General features: G+C 36.8%; 17 protein-coding genes. 6 read left to right on the plus strand and 11 right to left on the minus strand.

What is annotated here, in order from left to right; all coding sequences use genetic code 11:
- Position 1: 1 nt before the first annotated feature.
- Together M014_RS0104855 and M014_RS0104860 are read left to right on the plus strand one after the other, a co-directional pair.
- Positions 2-1,090: a GerAB/ArcD/ProY family transporter gene (locus M014_RS0104855; RefSeq protein ID WP_026590709.1), complete on the plus strand. Its 1,089-nt coding sequence runs from the start codon at positions 2-4 to the stop codon at positions 1,088-1,090.
- 10 nt (positions 1,091-1,100) lie between these two features.
- Positions 1,101-2,204, plus strand: coding sequence for a Ger(x)C family spore germination protein (locus M014_RS0104860; protein WP_026590710.1), 1,104 nt, complete (start codon positions 1,101-1,103; stop codon positions 2,202-2,204).
- A gap of 214 nt (positions 2,205-2,418) precedes the next feature.
- On the opposite strand, the gene M014_RS0104865 is transcribed toward M014_RS0104860, so the two are convergent.
- A complete protein-coding gene (locus tag M014_RS0104865) occupies positions 2,419-3,468 on the minus strand; it encodes a M42 family metallopeptidase (protein WP_026590711.1) in 1,050 nt (349 codons plus the stop codon).
- Between the two features lie 159 nt (positions 3,469-3,627).
- Between M014_RS0104865 and M014_RS0104870 the strand changes: the two genes are divergently transcribed.
- Positions 3,628-3,810, plus strand: a complete 183-nt coding sequence (locus M014_RS0104870; protein WP_026590712.1) for a hypothetical protein — start codon at positions 3,628-3,630, stop codon at positions 3,808-3,810.
- A gap of 148 nt (positions 3,811-3,958) precedes the next feature.
- On the opposite strand, the gene M014_RS0104875 is transcribed toward M014_RS0104870, so the two are convergent.
- The 4 genes from M014_RS0104875 to M014_RS0104890 all read right to left on the minus strand — a co-directional run bounded on the left by M014_RS0104875 (position 3,959) and on the right by M014_RS0104890 (position 7,253).
- Positions 3,959-4,285: a nucleoside triphosphate pyrophosphohydrolase gene (locus tag M014_RS0104875; protein WP_026590713.1), complete on the minus strand. Its 327-nt coding sequence runs from the start codon at positions 4,283-4,285 to the stop codon at positions 3,959-3,961.
- Positions 4,286-4,341: 56 nt separating this feature from the next.
- A complete protein-coding gene (locus M014_RS0104880; protein WP_026590714.1) occupies positions 4,342-4,665 on the minus strand; it encodes a hypothetical protein in 324 nt (107 codons plus the stop codon).
- A 61-nt stretch (positions 4,666-4,726) separates the two neighbouring features.
- On the minus strand, positions 4,727-5,515 hold the full coding sequence (locus M014_RS0104885) for an enoyl-CoA hydratase (RefSeq protein ID WP_026590715.1): 789 nt from the start codon (positions 5,513-5,515) through the stop codon (positions 4,727-4,729).
- Positions 5,516-5,780: 265 nt separating this feature from the next.
- Entirely contained in the window at positions 5,781-7,253 is a 1,473-nt protein-coding gene (locus tag M014_RS0104890; RefSeq protein ID WP_026590716.1) for a SulP family inorganic anion transporter, read from the minus strand.
- Positions 7,254-7,458: 205 nt separating this feature from the next.
- On the opposite strand from M014_RS0104890, the gene M014_RS0104900 reads away from it, so the two are divergent.
- A complete protein-coding gene (locus M014_RS0104900; protein WP_026590717.1) occupies positions 7,459-7,929 on the plus strand; it encodes a hypothetical protein in 471 nt (156 codons plus the stop codon).
- Between the two features lie 35 nt (positions 7,930-7,964).
- Here M014_RS0104900 and M014_RS0104905 read toward each other — a convergent pair whose 3' ends face one another.
- The 4 genes from M014_RS0104905 to M014_RS0104920 form a co-directional block, all read right to left on the minus strand.
- On the minus strand, positions 7,965-9,521 hold the full coding sequence (locus M014_RS0104905; RefSeq protein WP_026590718.1) for a fatty acid--CoA ligase: 1,557 nt from the start codon (positions 9,519-9,521) through the stop codon (positions 7,965-7,967).
- Between the two features lie 408 nt (positions 9,522-9,929).
- On the minus strand, positions 9,930-10,145 hold the full coding sequence (locus tag M014_RS0104910; protein ID WP_026590719.1) for a DUF6366 family protein: 216 nt from the start codon (positions 10,143-10,145) through the stop codon (positions 9,930-9,932).
- A gap of 131 nt (positions 10,146-10,276) precedes the next feature.
- On the minus strand, positions 10,277-11,767 hold the full coding sequence (locus tag M014_RS0104915; protein ID WP_026590720.1) for a coproporphyrinogen III oxidase: 1,491 nt from the start codon (positions 11,765-11,767) through the stop codon (positions 10,277-10,279).
- Positions 11,768-11,907: 140 nt separating this feature from the next.
- Positions 11,908-12,780: a Cof-type HAD-IIB family hydrolase gene (locus M014_RS0104920; protein ID WP_026590721.1), complete on the minus strand. Its 873-nt coding sequence runs from the start codon at positions 12,778-12,780 to the stop codon at positions 11,908-11,910.
- Positions 12,781-12,915: 135 nt separating this feature from the next.
- Here M014_RS0104920 and M014_RS0104925 point away from each other — a divergent pair, with 135 nt between their 5' ends.
- Positions 12,916-13,530: a DNA-3-methyladenine glycosylase gene (locus tag M014_RS0104925; RefSeq protein ID WP_026590722.1), complete on the plus strand. Its 615-nt coding sequence runs from the start codon at positions 12,916-12,918 to the stop codon at positions 13,528-13,530.
- 34 nt (positions 13,531-13,564) lie between these two features.
- Here the strand turns inward: M014_RS0104925 and M014_RS0104930 are convergent, their stop codons facing one another.
- Positions 13,565-13,918: a YlbF/YmcA family competence regulator gene (locus tag M014_RS0104930; protein ID WP_026590723.1), complete on the minus strand. Its 354-nt coding sequence runs from the start codon at positions 13,916-13,918 to the stop codon at positions 13,565-13,567.
- A 138-nt stretch (positions 13,919-14,056) separates the two neighbouring features.
- Positions 14,057-15,193, minus strand: a complete 1,137-nt coding sequence (locus tag M014_RS0104935; RefSeq protein WP_026590724.1) for a DUF445 domain-containing protein — start codon at positions 15,191-15,193, stop codon at positions 14,057-14,059.
- A 510-nt stretch (positions 15,194-15,703) separates the two neighbouring features.
- Between M014_RS0104935 and M014_RS0104945 the strand changes: the two genes are divergently transcribed.
- A complete protein-coding gene (locus M014_RS0104945; protein WP_026590726.1) occupies positions 15,704-17,092 on the plus strand; it encodes a YheC/YheD family endospore coat-associated protein in 1,389 nt (462 codons plus the stop codon).
- Positions 17,093-17,106 lie beyond the last annotated feature (14 nt).

The raw sequence follows: 17,106 nt of genomic DNA on the forward strand, positions 1-17,106 counted from the left end.
TATGAAAAAGTATACCTATAATGACATTACCCTTATGCAGTATATTTTTTTAATCAATGGAATGCAGGTGGCCACTGGAGTGTTATCTCTCCCACGAGTGCTTGCAGAAAAAGCTGGAACAGATGGATGGATAGCTATACTAATCGGTTGGGTATTCTCCACAATATCAGGTATTTTTATAGTGAAAACAGCTGCAAGGTATCCCGAGGACACGCTTTACGACATTCTTATACGATTATTTGGAAAAATAGTAGGGAAAGCGCTCGTTGTTATTTACATGATATATTTTGCCTTTTATTCCGGTATCATTCTTGTGAACGCTATGCTTTATCTTAAGGGATGGCTTCTTCCGAAAACGCCTGACTATATCACTATCTTTTTGTTTTCGATTCCTACCTTTCTTGTTGTACGCAACGGCCCTCGTATTATAGGACGGTACTCCGAACTTATTTTTTATATGATGCTTTGGATTCCGCTGTTTTTTTTGATACCGCTAAAAGAGAACGGGAGCTGGCTGCCCTTCTTTCCACTCTTAAAAGAAGGGTGGAAACCTGTATTAACGGCTGTACCGACCACTATTTTTGCTTATTTAGGGTTTGATATTGCTTTCTTTTTATATCCCTTTTTACAAAAAAAACAGTATGCAGTCCATGGAATCGTTATCGCAAACACTTTAACGATGTTATTTTATTTATTTGTTACTATTGTTTGCTTTGCCTATTTTAGCCCTGATAGCATTACACAATTTAACCAGCCGGTACTAAATTTACTTAAAGTAATTGAATTTCGTTTTTTAGAACGTTTTGACATGATTTTATTAGCTGTTTACTTAACCGTTGTTTCCACAGCCTGGATTCCTTGCATATACTGCGCTGTATTTTGTTCGAGCCAATTACTTGGGAAACAAGAGCACAGCTCTCATGTCGTTGTTCTATTATCGCTCATTATCGGCTTCGTATTTTGGACTCATCCTAGTTGGAATCAAGCCGAAACTTGGCAACAGGTAGTATCGAATACTGGATTTGGATTGACGTATATATCACCTATCATTTTATGGATGTATAGCTGGGTATATGAGAAGTCTCGCTAGGGGGGATACATTGAAAAGAAAAGTACTATGTTGTATTTTGTTATCGGTGTTCATGATGACTGGATGCTTTGATCAAACAAATGTTGAAGATGTTTCCCTTACCCTTCTCCTTGGTATCGATTTAGATCGTAATAATAATTTATTGGTGTACATGTCAAGTCCTGTTTTTCATAAAGAAGCAAAGGTAAAAGAAGAAACTACTGGTGTGAAATCTGTTACAATTCGAAATGCTAGAGCGCAATTTGACGCCACGGTTATGGCGCTAACCTCGGGAAGTAAAACACAGGTTATTTTAGTTGGAAAGCGGCTAATGAAACGAAAAAACTGGGAAAATTATCTCGACCCATTTTACCGAGACCCTAAAAATTCAGTTACTACAAGGGTTGTTGCTGTAGATGGACCCGTTTCGGACCTCATCTTTTATCACCCAAAAGATAAGCCGCGTCTTCCTTTATATTTAACACAACTAGTTGATACTGCCTATTTAAGAAATATCACAGTAAAAACAACGCTTCAAAAATTACATGAACAAATAGCAGACAAAGGGATAACAGCAAGTATTACTGAGATGAAAAAAAAGAATAGAATATGGGTGACAGGTACAGCTTTGTTGGATGAAAAAGGAAGGTATAAATTAACGCTAAAATCCGATGAAAACAAAATATTACGCATTTTGCAACAAGAAACGAAAGGTGAGTTTCCATTTACAATTCCAATTAAACTAAAGTCGGATAACCAGGATAAAGATTGGATAAGCTTTAGTGCCCAAAATATTAAAGTAAAGACAAAGGTAAGGTATGATAATCATTTTATATTTAATATAGATGTAAAAATGAGAATCGGTATTACAGAACGACTTTTTTCGTTCAATACAAGAAAGGACGCAGCAAAATTAAAAAAGGCGATTGAAACTAAGCTGGAAGCTGATTTCAAACAATTAATAAAGAAGGTACAAGCTGCCAAAATCGATCCGATTGGGCTTGGGGTATATGCAAGAACTTACACATATCCAGAATGGAAAAAAGTCCAAAACAAATGGAATAATGAATTAGCAAAGGCCGATGTAAACGTCAAGGTAAATGTAGAAATTGGTGGGATGGGAACGATTAAGTAACATGAGTTCACCTGAGATTCATCCCAAAATTACAAGCCGCTTCAATTTTAAGAAGGTAAATTTCTTTAATAGCTGTGCAACTCCACATGTAGTATGTAAGGAGATTGCCTCATAGGTTATTTACAAATTGTAGATAAGAAATATTTAACGCTTATTCCAACAACATTCACCATATAAAAAGAGGTTACCCTGGTACCAGGGTAACCTCTTTTTATTATTCCCCAATCAACTCCGACATGACATAAGCAAACACAAGCGCCTCCGTATGTGCGATTGAACTCTCATGCGTACGCTCAAATGCATGAGAAGAATCAATTCCTGCTCCAATTAGCGCGTGTTTCACATCAAAACCTGCACGGATTGCCGCAGATGCATCTGATCCGTAATACGGATAAATATCTACTTTATATTCGATGTTGTTTGCTTTTGCAAGTTCCACTAAATGTTTACGTAAACCGTAATGGTATGGACCACTAGAATCTTTTGCACAGATGGATACTGTATATTCATCTGATGCCTGCCCGTCTCCAAGCGCTCCCATATCGACCGCTAAATATTCAACTGTTTCTTCTGGAATGTTAGAGTTACCACCATAACCAATTTCTTCATTATTAGAGATTAAGAAATGTGTTGTATATGGCAATGTAATATTTTCATCTTGTAATCTTTTCATTAATTTTAGTAGGATTGCAACACTTACTTTATCGTCTAGATGACGTGATTTTATGTAGCCGCTCTCTGTAATTTGAACGCGTGGGTCAAACGAGACGAAGTCCCCAACCTCGATTCCTAGTTCACGAACTTCCTCCTCTGAAGATACGCGCTCATCAATGCGGACTTCAATATTTTTTTCATCGCGTTTTGCTTCACCTGCATCTTTATAGACATGCACAGATGTTTGGTGCATCAAAATTGTACCAGTATATGTTTTTCCGCTCGCTGTTTCAATTTCACAATATTCTCCTTCAACAGAGTTCCAGCGAAATCCTCCGATCATCGATAAGCTAAGACGACCATCAGATTTAATTTCTTTTACCATTGCACCTAATGTATCAACGTGAGCAGTTAGTAAGCGGTGTTGCTCATCGTTATTTCCTTTTACCGTCAAAATAAGTGCACCTTTATTATTACGCTTCGTTTCTACATTCCATTCTTTGACGTAGTTTTCAATAAAGTTAATGATTTTTCCTGTGTTTCCAGATGGACTTGGAATAGAAACAAGTTGTTTAATTAATTCCATCGTTTCTCTTGCGTGATGTGCCAATGTAGTTCCCCCTCGCTTTTTTTCTAATATTCAGTATACCGAAATTATTGTCAAATCTCTACTTATAATGATGGAGATTTCTGTATATCCCATTTTCTAAATTACATAATTATGGTAAAATATTCTTTCATACCATATAATTAAAGGGGATTCATTGGAATGAAATTAACGAAAAAACATGTAGAAATTGCATTAATCTGGTTTTTATCATCTTTGCTTTGTTTACAGGTTTCTTATACTCTGCATACATCTACTGCGATTACAATTGGATGGGGACTAACAGGAATACTTTTTATCATTAGCCTTTTTGTAACGAAAACAAAACTAGCAAAAGCAAAATAACAAAAAGCTCAACCTTTCTAGAAAAGGATGAGCTTTTCATCTATATATAGCTATTAATTATCTTAACTACTTATCCTTATTTTCTACTAGCTTGCTGAAGAAATCATGTGAAGGTCAATTTTAGTATGTTGTATAACTCTCTACCAAACTACTCCTCCAAAACATCCAGCAAATAAATTCCTCTCTCAAATCCACCGAGTTCTTCTTCTTTCTGCTTACGAATACGTTCAATATCTTCAAATGTCGCTCCTTCTGCACGCGCGAGTGAGAGGATGACTTCTAATGCGTCCGCAAGTGAATCTAATGCATGTTCACGCTCTTTCATTGAAGCAAATTCACGAATTTCTTCCGTTCCAATTTTCGCTAATGCTTCTATGTATGCTTGCCCTGTTAATTTTTTTGAAGTATATGTTTTTCCAGACATTAAAATCTTTTCTGGAACGAAATCTCTAACTAATTTATTATAAGTTGACATAGTTCTACCCCCACCAAAATATCATACTTATACTATAGCATATCTTCTTTCCATATTTAGTAGCATCCTAACTCTGCTTGGTAGAAAAACCATTTCTTTTTCACACACGCACTAATCATATCAATCCCTGTTCCATGAGCTTGTACATGCGGAAAGAAGTAATGATCCGGTTCGTTATTTTCTGTCCCATACAATGTTTGATAAGCTGTAGGAAGTGCCTCTTTTTCTATATTTCTTTCCTTCGTAATTTCTCCTCCTATAGCAACCTTTGGATGCCCTTCAAAAAATAACGCCGTACGAACAGCAAGCGTTGGTGTGCTATGTAGAGCAAAATAGATTAGTATAAATAAACCGATAATATATATAACTTTTCTTTTCATTTTTTCCCTCGTTATTTAAAAAAGTGCTAACACTTAGGATTGTGTTAACACTTTCTCTTTTTTATTCCCCTTTAAACGCAGGCAGACGCTTTTCTAAAAATGCAGCAATTCCCTCTCTATGATCAGCCGTTTTTCTCATTGCATATTGTCCACGTTTTTCAAGCTGAAGCGTTTGTTCTAAGCTTGAACGATTCACTTCGCATAGAATTTGTTTCGTTTGAATCATGGATTTAATTGGTTTTTGAAGCCACTCATTGATCTTTTGTTTTACAGCATCTTGGAAGTTTTCTCCGATAACTTCGTCAATTAATCCACACTCTAACGCTTCTGTTGCTGATAACTTTTTACCCTCCCAAATGATTTGTTTTGCCATGTTTTCACCGAGGCGTTTTTGTAAGAAGAAATGCCCCCCGCCATCTGGTATTAAAGCGATTCCAATAAAATTCATCGCAATGATAGATGAAATGTCTGCTACTACATAATCTGCTGTTAAAGCAATACTCAATCCAAGCCCTGCAGTTGGGCCATGAATTGCGCTGATCACAAGTTTTGGCATTGTATATAACGTTACGACAATTTCTGAAATAGTGTTCATAATACTTTCAAAATGACTTTCATCATTACTAGAAAGCATAGATTTAATATCTCCACCCGCAGAAAAACCACGTCCATTGCCGCATAGTACGACAATATGAACGTTACTTTCAGCTACTTCTTTCAATTTTGCTAATAATTCTTTGAGCGTAGGTTCATCTAACGCATTTAATACCTCTGGACGATTCATCATAATCGTTGCTACTCGTCCTTCATATTTCACAACTACAGACTCTGCTTTACTTTTTACTTCCATTATATATCCCTCTTTCCTACTTAAAAGATTATATTTATATAATTAAAGAAAAGGGGTGTAAAACCCTTCTTTTTTCGTAATTTTCTGTCTAATATTCTCGAAAATTTACGAATTCCCTATTATTAATGAAAGAAAACAATCTCTTTTTCTAAAATATACTACTGAGTTCCAACAATTTTAGCGATATATTGTTGATTTGAAAGCAGGTTAAGAAATCAAAAAATAGCATCCAATCATATGGATGCTATTTTTCATCATTACAATGCTACTGTACTTTCACCATCTTCAGCTTTTCTCTTTGTTCATCATTTGCCAAATTGAGTAGCGTCTTTTCAACGTGTGGTTGCAGGTGCTCAAGCGTTACACTTGCCCCCATTTTCTCCGTGTGATCAACAAAGTTCAATAGTGCCATCGCTCCTGAAGCATCCATATAGTGCACATCATTTAAACGTAATATCAAATGAGATTTCACTTCTTGTAACGAAGAGAAAATACGATCAACAGATAAGAAGGAAAGCGGCCCCTGAATCATATACATTTCCCCTTCTCCTTTTATAATAGAAGCTTTTCGTTTCTTGCATTGCACCATATATAAAATGAAGGAAAGTAGTATACCAAACGCAACAGCAATCATTAAATCAAACTTCACTGTAACTACCATCGTGAACAGCATCACAATAACATCACCTTTTGGCGCTACATGCATCTTTTTCATACTATCCCAATCAAACATGCCGATGCCTGTTAAAATTAAAATACCTGATAATACTGCAAGTGGAATATATTGCACAACTGCACCGAGTCCCATAATGAAAATAAATAAAACTACGCTATGCACACAAGCAGACAATGCTGTTTTCCCACCACTTCGTATATTCACAATGGACCTTACAGTTGCTCCTGCCCCTGCCAATCCGCCAAACATTCCACTAACGATATTACCTATTCCCTGTCCAATCAACTCTTTATTACTTTTATGCCGCGTGCCTGTTACATTATCCATCACAACGGATGTTAATAATGAGTCAATTGATCCTAATAACGCAATACTCAGTGCCGGTAAAATCATTTCTAGTACAACCGCTCCACTAAAAGATGTCAAATGAAGTGACGGCATTGCTTCTGGAATGGCTCCAATCTTTTCAATCATCTCGTTTAATGGTATCGCTCCCACAAAAGGTAATTGAATCGTAAGCCCCTGTAATACATGAGAAAATAACGGCAGTGTTGCCGTAACCCCAACTAGTGCAATTAAGCTCGATGGAATTGCTTTTATCCACTTCCCTGCAACAAGCATAACGAGAATTGTTAGCAAAACAAGTAAAAAGCTATTCTTTACATGCTTCATTTCTCCTAAAATAATCAGAAGTGCAATTCCATTCATAAATCCCGAAACTACAGAATATGGAATATAACGGATATACGAACCAAGCTTGCATATACCAAATAAAATTTGAAATATCCCTGCCATCATAAATGCGATAAAGCTCGCTTCTAATCCGTGAGTCGCAATCACTCCTGTCGCAATCACTGTAATCGGGCCTGTAGGACCTGTTACTTGCCCGGCTGTTCCGCCAAACAATGCAGCAAATAACCCAGCAAAAATGGCGCTGTATAATCCGACTAACGCACCTTCAGACGTTCCTGTTGCAGCAATCCCAAATGCAATCGCAAGCGGCAGTGCAACAATTGCAACAGTAAAACCTGCTAAACACTCTTTCGCTATTCTTTGAATCATAAAAAAATCACCTCGATATAATGTCCACGTTCCATTGTAGCGTGGACAAAGCACATTCGTCAGCGCCTTTTAGAATAAACTCTTGACAGTATCGTGAAGTAATCGCCTTCATTTTTCAAATCCCCTTCTCGCTAACGCTTTAGAAAACAATTCCCCTATGCTATAATGAACGGATTAAATCTTTTACTATATATTTGGAGGCACTATGCTAACTTTTGAAGAAAAATTATCGATTATCGAATCTTTCCCAGAGTTGGAAAGAAAGAACGTATCATTAAAACGTGTGAACTTTCATTTTGAAGAAAGTCGCTTAGACAAAAAGAACGTTGTATATCATTTACACCCAAACGGTAACGGATTCGTATACGCAGGCGGCATTAGCGGTTATAAAACAGATGATAAAGGCATGGTTAACATCCGTGAGTTCTCAGCAGAAGAACTACGCTCATTAATCCAAAAATCCATTGACCTTCTATCTCAAGAACAAGAAGAAGTAGTAGCACAAGCTGCACCTGCTAAAGAAGAAGAGTGGCGCAATGAAGACGGCCATATTCTTACTCTTATCCAAGAAGACGATATGTGGAATGTGTACGCCGGCAGTAACTTAGACGGTACATTTAACTCTTATCCAGAAGCTGCAGAATACCTTGATGAAGAAGGTTTCTCGCGTAAATAATAAAAATGCCTTTCCAAATTGGAAAGGCATTTTTATTATTTTTTAGCACCTTTTAACGATTCTCTAAGTACAAATTTCTGCAGTTTTCCGCTCGCATTACGAGGCAGTTCATCTGCAAATATGTAGTGACGCGGACGTTTATAGTCAGCTAATTCATCACTTTCTTTACAATAACTTTCTAAATCCGCTTCCGTAATATGTTCATCTTTTTTCACCACTACCGCAACAACACGTTCGCCCCATAGTTCATCTGGTTCACCAAGTACAGCAACATCTAGTACGCTAGGATGACTATGCAGAAAATCTTCAATTTCACGCGGATAAATATTTACCCCACCACTTATCACCATATCGTCAACACGATCTGCTACATATAAATAACCATCTTTATCAAAATAACCAAGATCGCCCGAATGGTACCAACCTTTATACATAGACTTTGCGTTCGCTTCTTCACGATTATGATATCCTGCCATCATGGTTGGTCCACGTGAAATAATTTCTCCCACTTCATACGGTGGTAACACGTCATCCGGTTCTGCCGGGCCCTCTTCGCTTGGTTTTACAATTCGAATTTCGTGACTAAAGCAAGGAGTTCCAGCTGAACCGGCTTTCGTAATTTGATCTTCTTCTACTAAGAATGCAATAACCGGCCCCATCTCTGTCATTCCATAAATTTGGACAAGATCAATATGTAGACGCTCTTTACATTCTTTTACGAGCGCTGGCGCCATCGCAGCTCCCCCATATATTCCAATTTTCATCGAACGCAATTCATATTGTGATAAATCCTCTTGTAACATCATATTCCACATCGTTGGTGCAGCAAAGAATGTCGTGATTTTTTCTTTTTCAATTGTATGTAGTACCGTCTTTGTATCAAATTGATGTAAAATAATATTTTTCCCACCAACTTGAATTCTTGGTATAATACCAGCATTTAATTCACCGCAATGATATAACGGTGCTACTACAAGCCCAATACTATCACGGTTATATTTTAAGAAATACGTGCAAATCATGCTATGTTCAGCCATGTCACGATGTCGATGTAACACCCCTTTTGGATGACCTGTTGTACCACTTGTATAGAGCATAGAGCAATAATCTGTTTCCTCAACGACAATATCCGTCGGCTCAGATGAAGCAGCATCTACCTTTTCATGATACGAAGCAGCGTATGAAGGCACATCATCTTCTATATACAAAAAAGAACTGTTTGGGAAATCTCGTTCAATGGCAGCAACTGTCTTTTCAACAGCTTTTTCAAATACGACAACTTTGGAGGACGCATCTTGGAGAATATAAGTTACTTCTTTTGCTTTTAAACGGAAATTAATTGGATTGAAAATCGCTCCAATTTTAGCGCAAGCAAGGTAAACGTTTACAAATTCATGGCAGTTATATAAATAAACTGATACAGTATCCCCTTTTTTCACACCTTCTGCAAGCAGAGCATGCGCTGTTTTATTGACCTGTTCATCCCACTCTTTATATGTCCAGCGGATATTCTTTTCAGGTTCCACTAACGCTTCTTTATTTGCATATTTCCCTACAGATAACTCAAAAATCCTCCCAATCGTCATATACATGTCAAAATATGCCCCCTTTTAACTTTCATAAATCTATCATTTCGTCTATAAGTAGACATTTCCTCTACATTTTTACCTTCTTTTTCTGATCATTCTCGACATTGTTTTACAAACATATCCCATTTTGATTTGCAGGCATCCAAGCCGTGGCTATGAAGGCAAAAAGTGATATCCACTCATTTTCTCCTTTTGTTTTAACATGGCATAGGGCGAAAAAAGGCACTGGCGTTTAAAGACCTAGATGAGAAAATTTCAAGGTGTGGCAACCAAATACCATGATAACTCTATATTGATTCAGAAAGCTTCAAATACAAGTGGAACAAATGTTTATTTCAGCGTGTCCAAAATCCAATTCTACGGCTGAATTCTTGAAAAATGCATAATAAAAGACCTCAAAAAGAGGTCTTCTTATTTAAAGAATAGTGATGCTAAGACAAAACCTAGTACAATTACAAGGATTAGGATGCCGATACCTTTCCAACCTAAACTACCTACTAAATCAGCAAGGTTTCCAGTTCCAGCCCTATTAAATGCATCATTCATATTTCCAGTTGGATTTCTTTTTAACTCTTCTTGCCTTAGTCTTTCTCTTGCTCTTTCAGGAGTTTCTTTGTCCTCGCTCATTTTGAAACCTCCTATTTTTTGTAATCATAACACAATTTGTTCATTACAAGGAGGCGATTATTAATTAGTTGCTTCCCCCGCTTTAACTAATAATCCGTGGAGGATGAGCCCCCACGGATTAAAGTTTCACTTTATGAGAATAGCTCTTTTAAAATTTCAAGCTTATCTTCTGTATATTTAATGTAACCATCATTATATGATTTCGGATCTTTCGGGTTTGCGAAATGCGTAATCGCCCCCGTTTTTGGATGAACAAATTTACTTGATGCACCGCAACCAAGACCGATAATGGATTGTACTTCTTCCATAATTACGATATTATAAATACTTTCTTGCGTCGGCATTGCGTAACCAACATTTTCTAAGTTACCTAAAATGTTCTTTTGGCGGTATAAATAATACGGTACGTAGTTATGATTCTTTGTCCACTCTTCTGCTTCATGCATCATCGCTGTAATTTCTTCGCGACCTGCCACTTTATATTTACGCTTATTTTGCGTCATTTCAGAAGCACGTTTAAATGATAATGTGTGAACTGTTAATGATTCTGGCATCAACTTTTCTGTTTCATCTAACGTATGTTTGAAGATTTCTAACCCTTCACCAGGAAGACCAATGATTAAGTCCATATTAATATTGTTCATTCCCATTTGACGTGCCAGATGATACTTCTCAATCGTTTCTTCTACCGTATGATGACGTCCAATTGCTTTTAACGTTTCTTGATGGTACGACTGCGGGTTAATACTAATACGGTCAATGTTCCATTTATTTAATACTTCTAGTTTTTCTGGCGTAATCGTATCTGGACGACCTGCCTCAACTGTTACTTCGCGTACTTCTTTCACATCCGGGAACGATTGGTACATTTCCTCATACAGCATATCCATCTCTTCTGCTGTAATACTTGTCGGTGTACCGCCTCCGTAATAAATCGTTGTAACCTTAACACCTTTTTCTTTTAAAAACTTACCGATTTCACGAACTTCATAATGCAGACCGCCTAAGAAAGAATCCACCGATCCTTGACGCCCATTAATCGCATAAGCAGGGAATGTACAATATGCACATTTTGTCGGACAAAACGGAATACCGATATAAATACTTACTTCTTCTTTCAAACGATATAAATCTGGAACAACTGCTAATTGGCAATCAACAATGCGCTGCAGAAGTTCAATTTTTTCTTCGTGGATTAAATAGCTTTCACGAAGTTCCTTATGTGCTTCTTCTTTTGACATACCGTTTTGAAGCATTTTGTGAAGAAGCTTTGTTGGACGCACTCCTGTTAAAATGCCCCAACTCTGTTCCAATCCTGTTAACTGCTGCAGAACAGAAAGATACACATAAGAAACCACATGCTTTACCTGCTTCATTCTTTCTTTTTCTTCTGTAAAAGAAGATAAATCTTTTGAGAACGTTTCTTCATATACATCCCCAGTTTGAGCGTCTGTTAAACGTGCTGAAGCTGTCACGTTTCCTTCTATCTGTATTTCAACAATAAGATTCGCATCTTCTTTCTCAAATCCTATCGTACTTTCTTCAAAAAATAAGCCGCTAATATTTTGCAGCGGACGTAAAAAACGATCATCTTGTAACGTTTTTATTGAAATTAACAACACTTATCACCTTTTCATTTGTAAACTCTCTTTAGTTTACTTGAAGGGCGTTTTCAGGTCAATACAGAAGCTTTTACCTCATTTTCCCGGAAAGACAAACACTAAGAAACGCAGCTTTCAGGCTGCGTTCTTTCGTCATCTTATCACCATTTATGAACCTGCGAGTGATTTTTTAGAAATGGAAGTGGAAATTGCTTTCGAAAATGTTCTTTAATCATATACTCGACTCCGTTTTCACTATTAGAACGCGTAATCCAGTCTGCTGCTTGTTTCACTGGAACAGGTGCATCTCCCATCGCAACTCCTAATCCAACATTCTCGATAACATCTAAATCTTCCAAACTATCTCCAATTGCTACCATTTCACTCAGTTCGATTCCAAGGTGTTCTCCCAATAATTGCAATCCTCTTAATTTCGATACATGCAGCGGAAGAATTTCTATCCTTCCCCCATCGGATTCTACATACTCGACATTTTCAAACGCTTTTTTCAACGTTTTAAGCGCACGTTCTCTTTCTCCTCTACTGGCAAAGACAACATCAATTTTCGGAGCTGCAACAGGTTGATCACGAAGTGCGTCCCCTAATGAATCTACAAATTGAACAGGATAAAATAACGGGTCCGAACTCGATAATACAGTGCGCGCAATTAAGTTTGGTGTATTTCGTTCACGGTTACCAATAGAAAAACGTTCATGTGAAATACGGATATTACATTCAAAATGTTCCAGTACTTGCACGATATTAAACGTTTTTTCCTCTGATAATCTTTTTTGAATGAGCGGTTTATCTAATGAAGCAGAAATAAAAGCACCGCTATGCGTAACTAATATGGAATCTAGTTTTAATGACTTCGCTATTTTATGAGCTGATTGAAAGTGCCGACTTGTAAATAGCGTAACATATACACCTTTTCGCTTTACAAAATCAATCGCTTCTCGTGTTCCTTTTGGTATCTTCCCGTTTTTCTGCATGAGTGTTCCATCTATATTAAGAGCCAACAAGCGATAAATCATGACGCATTCCTCCTCTTAGCTGCTTTTACTCTATCCATAATTTATGAAAGAAATTTATTAATTAGAACGAGTTAGAATCCTTGTCATAAATTTGGTTTATGATATACGTATATCATCAGTAAAGGGGATATCCATATGAAAGCACCTCCTTCTTTTTATGAGGGCGATACATTAGAAGTTGCTAAAAATTTACTTGGTCAGAAACTTGTACATATAGTAGATGGAATCAAACGAAGCGGGTTCATTGTAGAAGTAGAAGCGTATAAAGGGCCAGATGATAAAGCTGCACATAGCTATGGCGGAAGACGAACCGAACGAACGGAAGTCATGTTTGGTGCACCAGGACATGCCTATGTATATCTTATTTATGGTATGTACCATTGTTTTAATGTCATCACTGCTCCAGTTGGTACCCCTCAAGGCGTTCTCATCCGGGCACTAGAGCCTATTGATGGAATAGAAGAAATGAAAATAGCACGCTATGGTAAAACGGAACTTACGAAAGCACAATACAAAAATGTAACGAACGGACCTGGAAAGCTATGCCGCGCACTTGGAATTACTTTAGAGGAACGAGGGCTATCACTGCAAGGGGATGAACTATATATTGAATTAGTCCCTGAAGAACAACATCTCTCCTCTCAATATGAAATAATGACTGGTCCCCGCATCAATATTGACTATGCAGAAGAAGCCGTTCATTATCCTTGGCGGTTTTATTTTAATGGTCATCCATTTGTATCTAAATAAAAAGACGTTTCCCTCCCAGGAAACGCCTTTCTAATTAAGCTTGATATGAAGTATATACTTCTTCAAGCGGCTTCATGATAATTTTGTTAATGTCGCCGATTACAATATTTAAACGTTGCTCTGCTTCCATTAATTTTACGATTTTTGGATCTTGTTGAATAAGCGCTACAACTTCTTGTGCTTTTTGGTTATCTTCTTCTGTGATTTCTTGGCCTTGCATCATTTTTTGTTGTAAGCCCATTTGCATTGTACGGAATTGATCAAATAGTTGTTTTGACGCTGCATCTCCTTGTACTTCTGCATAACTTTCTTTTAGTGCTTGAAAATCTGTATTTTCTGCGATTGCTTTTTGTAATTCATATGCAACATCATGAATATTTTTTGTCATTGTATTTTTCCTCCTTTAGAGAGCTCGGTCTATTTTCCCTCGCTCTTTGAGTACCTTGTGATACGCACCTTTTTACAATAACAAACTATACACGAGATGTGAAGAAATTTCACTTTATTTATAATTAGAGGCATCCGATTAGCTGAAAAGCAGCAATAACAATCCTTGAATCAGTCCAATCGTCCCTCCTAATAACGCTCCTAAATATGTAATCATCTTCAGTTCACTTTTCGTAATCGATAGCACAAGATCTTCTAATCTCTCTGTTGAGAATGTAGATACTTCTTGTTGTACGATTTCAGCAAGACGTAAATTTTTCAAAATCTGTTCGGTATTGTTTATTCCAAACACTAAACCTTTTTTCACTAAACTTGGAATCATTGTTTGTACAACCTTTTCCCTAACTGGTTCACACACTTTTTGAACAGATTGATCGAAAAATCCTCTTACTGTTTCTTCTATTTTAACTGTTGATAGAATTGACTTTACAAGCCTTTCTTTCTCTATAAAGGATTCCAGTTCCTTCACTTCTCTTCCCTTTAATTTCTCCCACTCTTTTTGCAGTACATCACTTAAAAGCTGCTTCGTTCCTTCTTGTTCTAAAAACTTAATCACTTCTGGTTGCAGACGATCCACTAAACTTACATTCCCTAAAAACATACCTACTAAATTTAATAATGTACCTCGTGAAGCAAAGAAGTCATCAATCATTTTAGCAAGGCGCTCTTTTCCCTCTGCACTCTCAAAAAAGCTTTTACCTCTATCTAAAACAAATGATGCTACATTCGGAATCATTTGCTCCACTTTTTCATGAACAGAACTAGGTAAAGCTTGTTCCCACGTATATGTATAATATTGTGATAAAAACGCCTCAATTTTTTCCACAATCATATTTTCAATTTGTTGGACTGCCTTTCCTTCTACATCCTCTAAGCCCCATTTTTCTAAAACCTCTCGTAATGATTGCTCGTTCACCAAAATTTTATCTACCTCTAGTTGTACCCACTGAATAAGCTCTTGTTGAAACTTTTCATCTGTTAACTTCTTTCCGATTCCTTCTGGCGTTAACAAATGATCCACAACCATTTTTCCTAGTTGCACCGCAAGTTCATCACGACGTTTCGGAATCAATCCTGGTGTAAACGGTACTCGAAACTTTCCAATATAAATAGGGCGATGCGGGCGAAATAACATTTTAATCGCTAAATGATTCGTATACCCACCAATTATCGCTCCTAACCCTGTTGTTGTTAACATATTTAACCACATATTCATGACAATATCAGCCTTCCATTTCTCCAAATATATATCTATATCTTACTACAACTTGTTATAAGAACAATACGCAACCATCACTTCATTTTGCGATATACTTGCTTTCGCTTGGCGAAAAAAATTCTGACCGATTCTATCCATATCCATAGCCGGAATCCTACCTCCCACCTAAAAGAAAAGTTTTTCTGTCCGTTTTTCAACTCTTGTACTAACACATTGATCATCCAAAAATAGAATATCGTTATACGGGCAACAGTATAATGGTATGGAAACATGTTTACCATGTATGATGAAACCGTTTTGAAGCCATTACCGCGCAACTTCACAAGAGAAACCAAAAAAATTGAGCCGCTTTCTCTTCTCTTTTTACATAATGGATTCAATAGAGCACTTCCAATTATACATGCTAATTCGAAAACAACATGATTATTCACTGGCCGAAAGAGCTTCCCACGGCCCATTACGGTTGCATCCATTTACACCGTAACTGAAAAAGGAGTGACTACTATATTGAAAGATCATATTTACACATTACAAATTTCTACTGATCATCCAAGGTCGTTAACATTGCCCTATATATTTTCTAGTCCTTCTCTCTTTACATTTATTTCCTTCGGCACACGACATACGGCATGTGAAAATATTGAAATTCATTATACTTATGCTCACGAAATTATAATTGGCGAACAAATTGCGAAGGAACTTTATCTCCCGTTTTCAACTACCGTTCATGCTTTCATTCAAAATCAAACACTTATATTAGGGCCATTAATCGGTATTTTCACAACAGGTTTTTCGGAATCAGCTTCTCATCCCATTGGCGACCGTTCCATCGGTTTCAAAGAGTTACTGACCACACCTCATTCTTTACACCCATTTGTTTTCTTATTTGGTGCACAACATATAAACTGGGATGAAGAAACAATTGATGGATACTTTTTCAGAGAGGGGAACTGGGCACAGTGTAAGGTTCCTTTTCCAAACGTTATTTATGATCGATTACCTAATCGGCAAGCAGAGCTTTACAAACCTATTGTTCGGGCAAAAAAACAATTACAAACAAAATACGCCATTCCATGGTTTAACTCAGAATTTTTCAATAAATGGAATATACATCAGCTTCTTATAAATGAAAAAACAGTCGCTTCCTTTTTACCTCAAACAGAAACATTTCAGCACTTCGAACAAGTAGAGCGTTTCTTATCATCATACAAACACATTTATATGAAACCTGCACATGGTAGTTTTGGGCGCGATATTTATCAAATTCTTTATTCTGCTTCAGAAAACCGTTATTATTGTCGTTATCGTGAGAAGAACCAGAATAAATTACGAAAATATCACTCTTTGGAAACACTTATCAATCATGTTATGCAAGGTCAGGATTTAAAAAAGTTTATCGTTCAACAAGGAATTGTATTATTACGTATAGATGGGCAGCCAATAGATTTTCGAATTCATACAAATAAAAATCGTTTTGGTAATTGGAGAGTTAGTGCTATCGTTGTCAAAGTTGCTGGAAAAGGCAGTATAACAACTCATATAAATAGTGGCGGTGAAGTAAAGCTACTCCAAGATATCTTTCCTGATGCAACGGAGCGTATTCGAATTACGAATAAATTAACAGATGCAGCCTTACAATTAAGTTCTATTTTGGATCAGCATATAGAAGGAAATATCGGAGAAATTGGTTTTGATTTAGGTTTGGATAAAGATGAGAAGATTTGGCTATTTGAAGCCAATTCCAAACCTGGAAGAACCGTATTTCAGTCCGAAAAATTACAAGAATATAATGAACTGACGAGACAGTTATTTTATGAGTATGCCATACATTTAACAGAACAGCATTCTTCTCATTCAAAAAAGCTATTACCAGAAGATAAAACTTCCATCCTATAATAGGTGGAAGTTTT

Origin of the sequence: Bacillus sp. UNC437CL72CviS29 (genome assembly GCF_000482345.1) — a bacterium.
Lineage (GTDB): Bacteria > Bacillota > Bacilli > Bacillales > Bacillaceae_G > Bacillus_A > Bacillus_A arachidis.

Bases quoted from the DNA above. Each gene is read 5' to 3' on its own strand.
- M014_RS0104925 (WP_026590722.1), top strand. From the start codon at position 12,916: ATGAAAGCACCTCCTTCTTTTTATGAGGGCGATACATTAGAAGTTGCT.
- M014_RS0104875 (WP_026590713.1), bottom strand. From the start codon at position 4,285: ATGTCAACTTATAATAAATTAGTTAGAGATTTCGTTCCAGAAAAGATT.
- M014_RS0104905 (WP_026590718.1), bottom strand. From the start codon at position 9,521: ATGTATATGACGATTGGGAGGATTTTTGAGTTATCTGTAGGGAAATAT.
- M014_RS0104935 (WP_026590724.1), bottom strand. From the start codon at position 15,193: ATGAATATGTGGTTAAATATGTTAACAACAACAGGGTTAGGAGCGATA.
- M014_RS0104890 (WP_026590716.1), bottom strand. From the start codon at position 7,253: ATGATTCAAAGAATAGCGAAAGAGTGTTTAGCAGGTTTTACTGTTGCA.
- M014_RS0104885 (WP_026590715.1), bottom strand. From the start codon at position 5,515: ATGGAAGTAAAAAGTAAAGCAGAGTCTGTAGTTGTGAAATATGAAGGA.
- M014_RS0104930 (WP_026590723.1), bottom strand. From the start codon at position 13,918: ATGACAAAAAATATTCATGATGTTGCATATGAATTACAAAAAGCAATC.
- M014_RS0104870 (WP_026590712.1), top strand. From the start codon at position 3,628: ATGAAATTAACGAAAAAACATGTAGAAATTGCATTAATCTGGTTTTTA.
- M014_RS0104910 (WP_026590719.1), bottom strand. From the start codon at position 10,145: ATGAGCGAGGACAAAGAAACTCCTGAAAGAGCAAGAGAAAGACTAAGG.
- M014_RS0104920 (WP_026590721.1), bottom strand. From the start codon at position 12,780: ATGATTTATCGCTTGTTGGCTCTTAATATAGATGGAACACTCATGCAG.
- M014_RS0104900 (WP_026590717.1), top strand. From the start codon at position 7,459: ATGCTAACTTTTGAAGAAAAATTATCGATTATCGAATCTTTCCCAGAG.
- M014_RS0104855 (WP_026590709.1), top strand. From the start codon at position 2: ATGAAAAAGTATACCTATAATGACATTACCCTTATGCAGTATATTTTT.
- M014_RS0104880 (WP_026590714.1), bottom strand. From the start codon at position 4,665: ATGAAAAGAAAAGTTATATATATTATCGGTTTATTTATACTAATCTAT.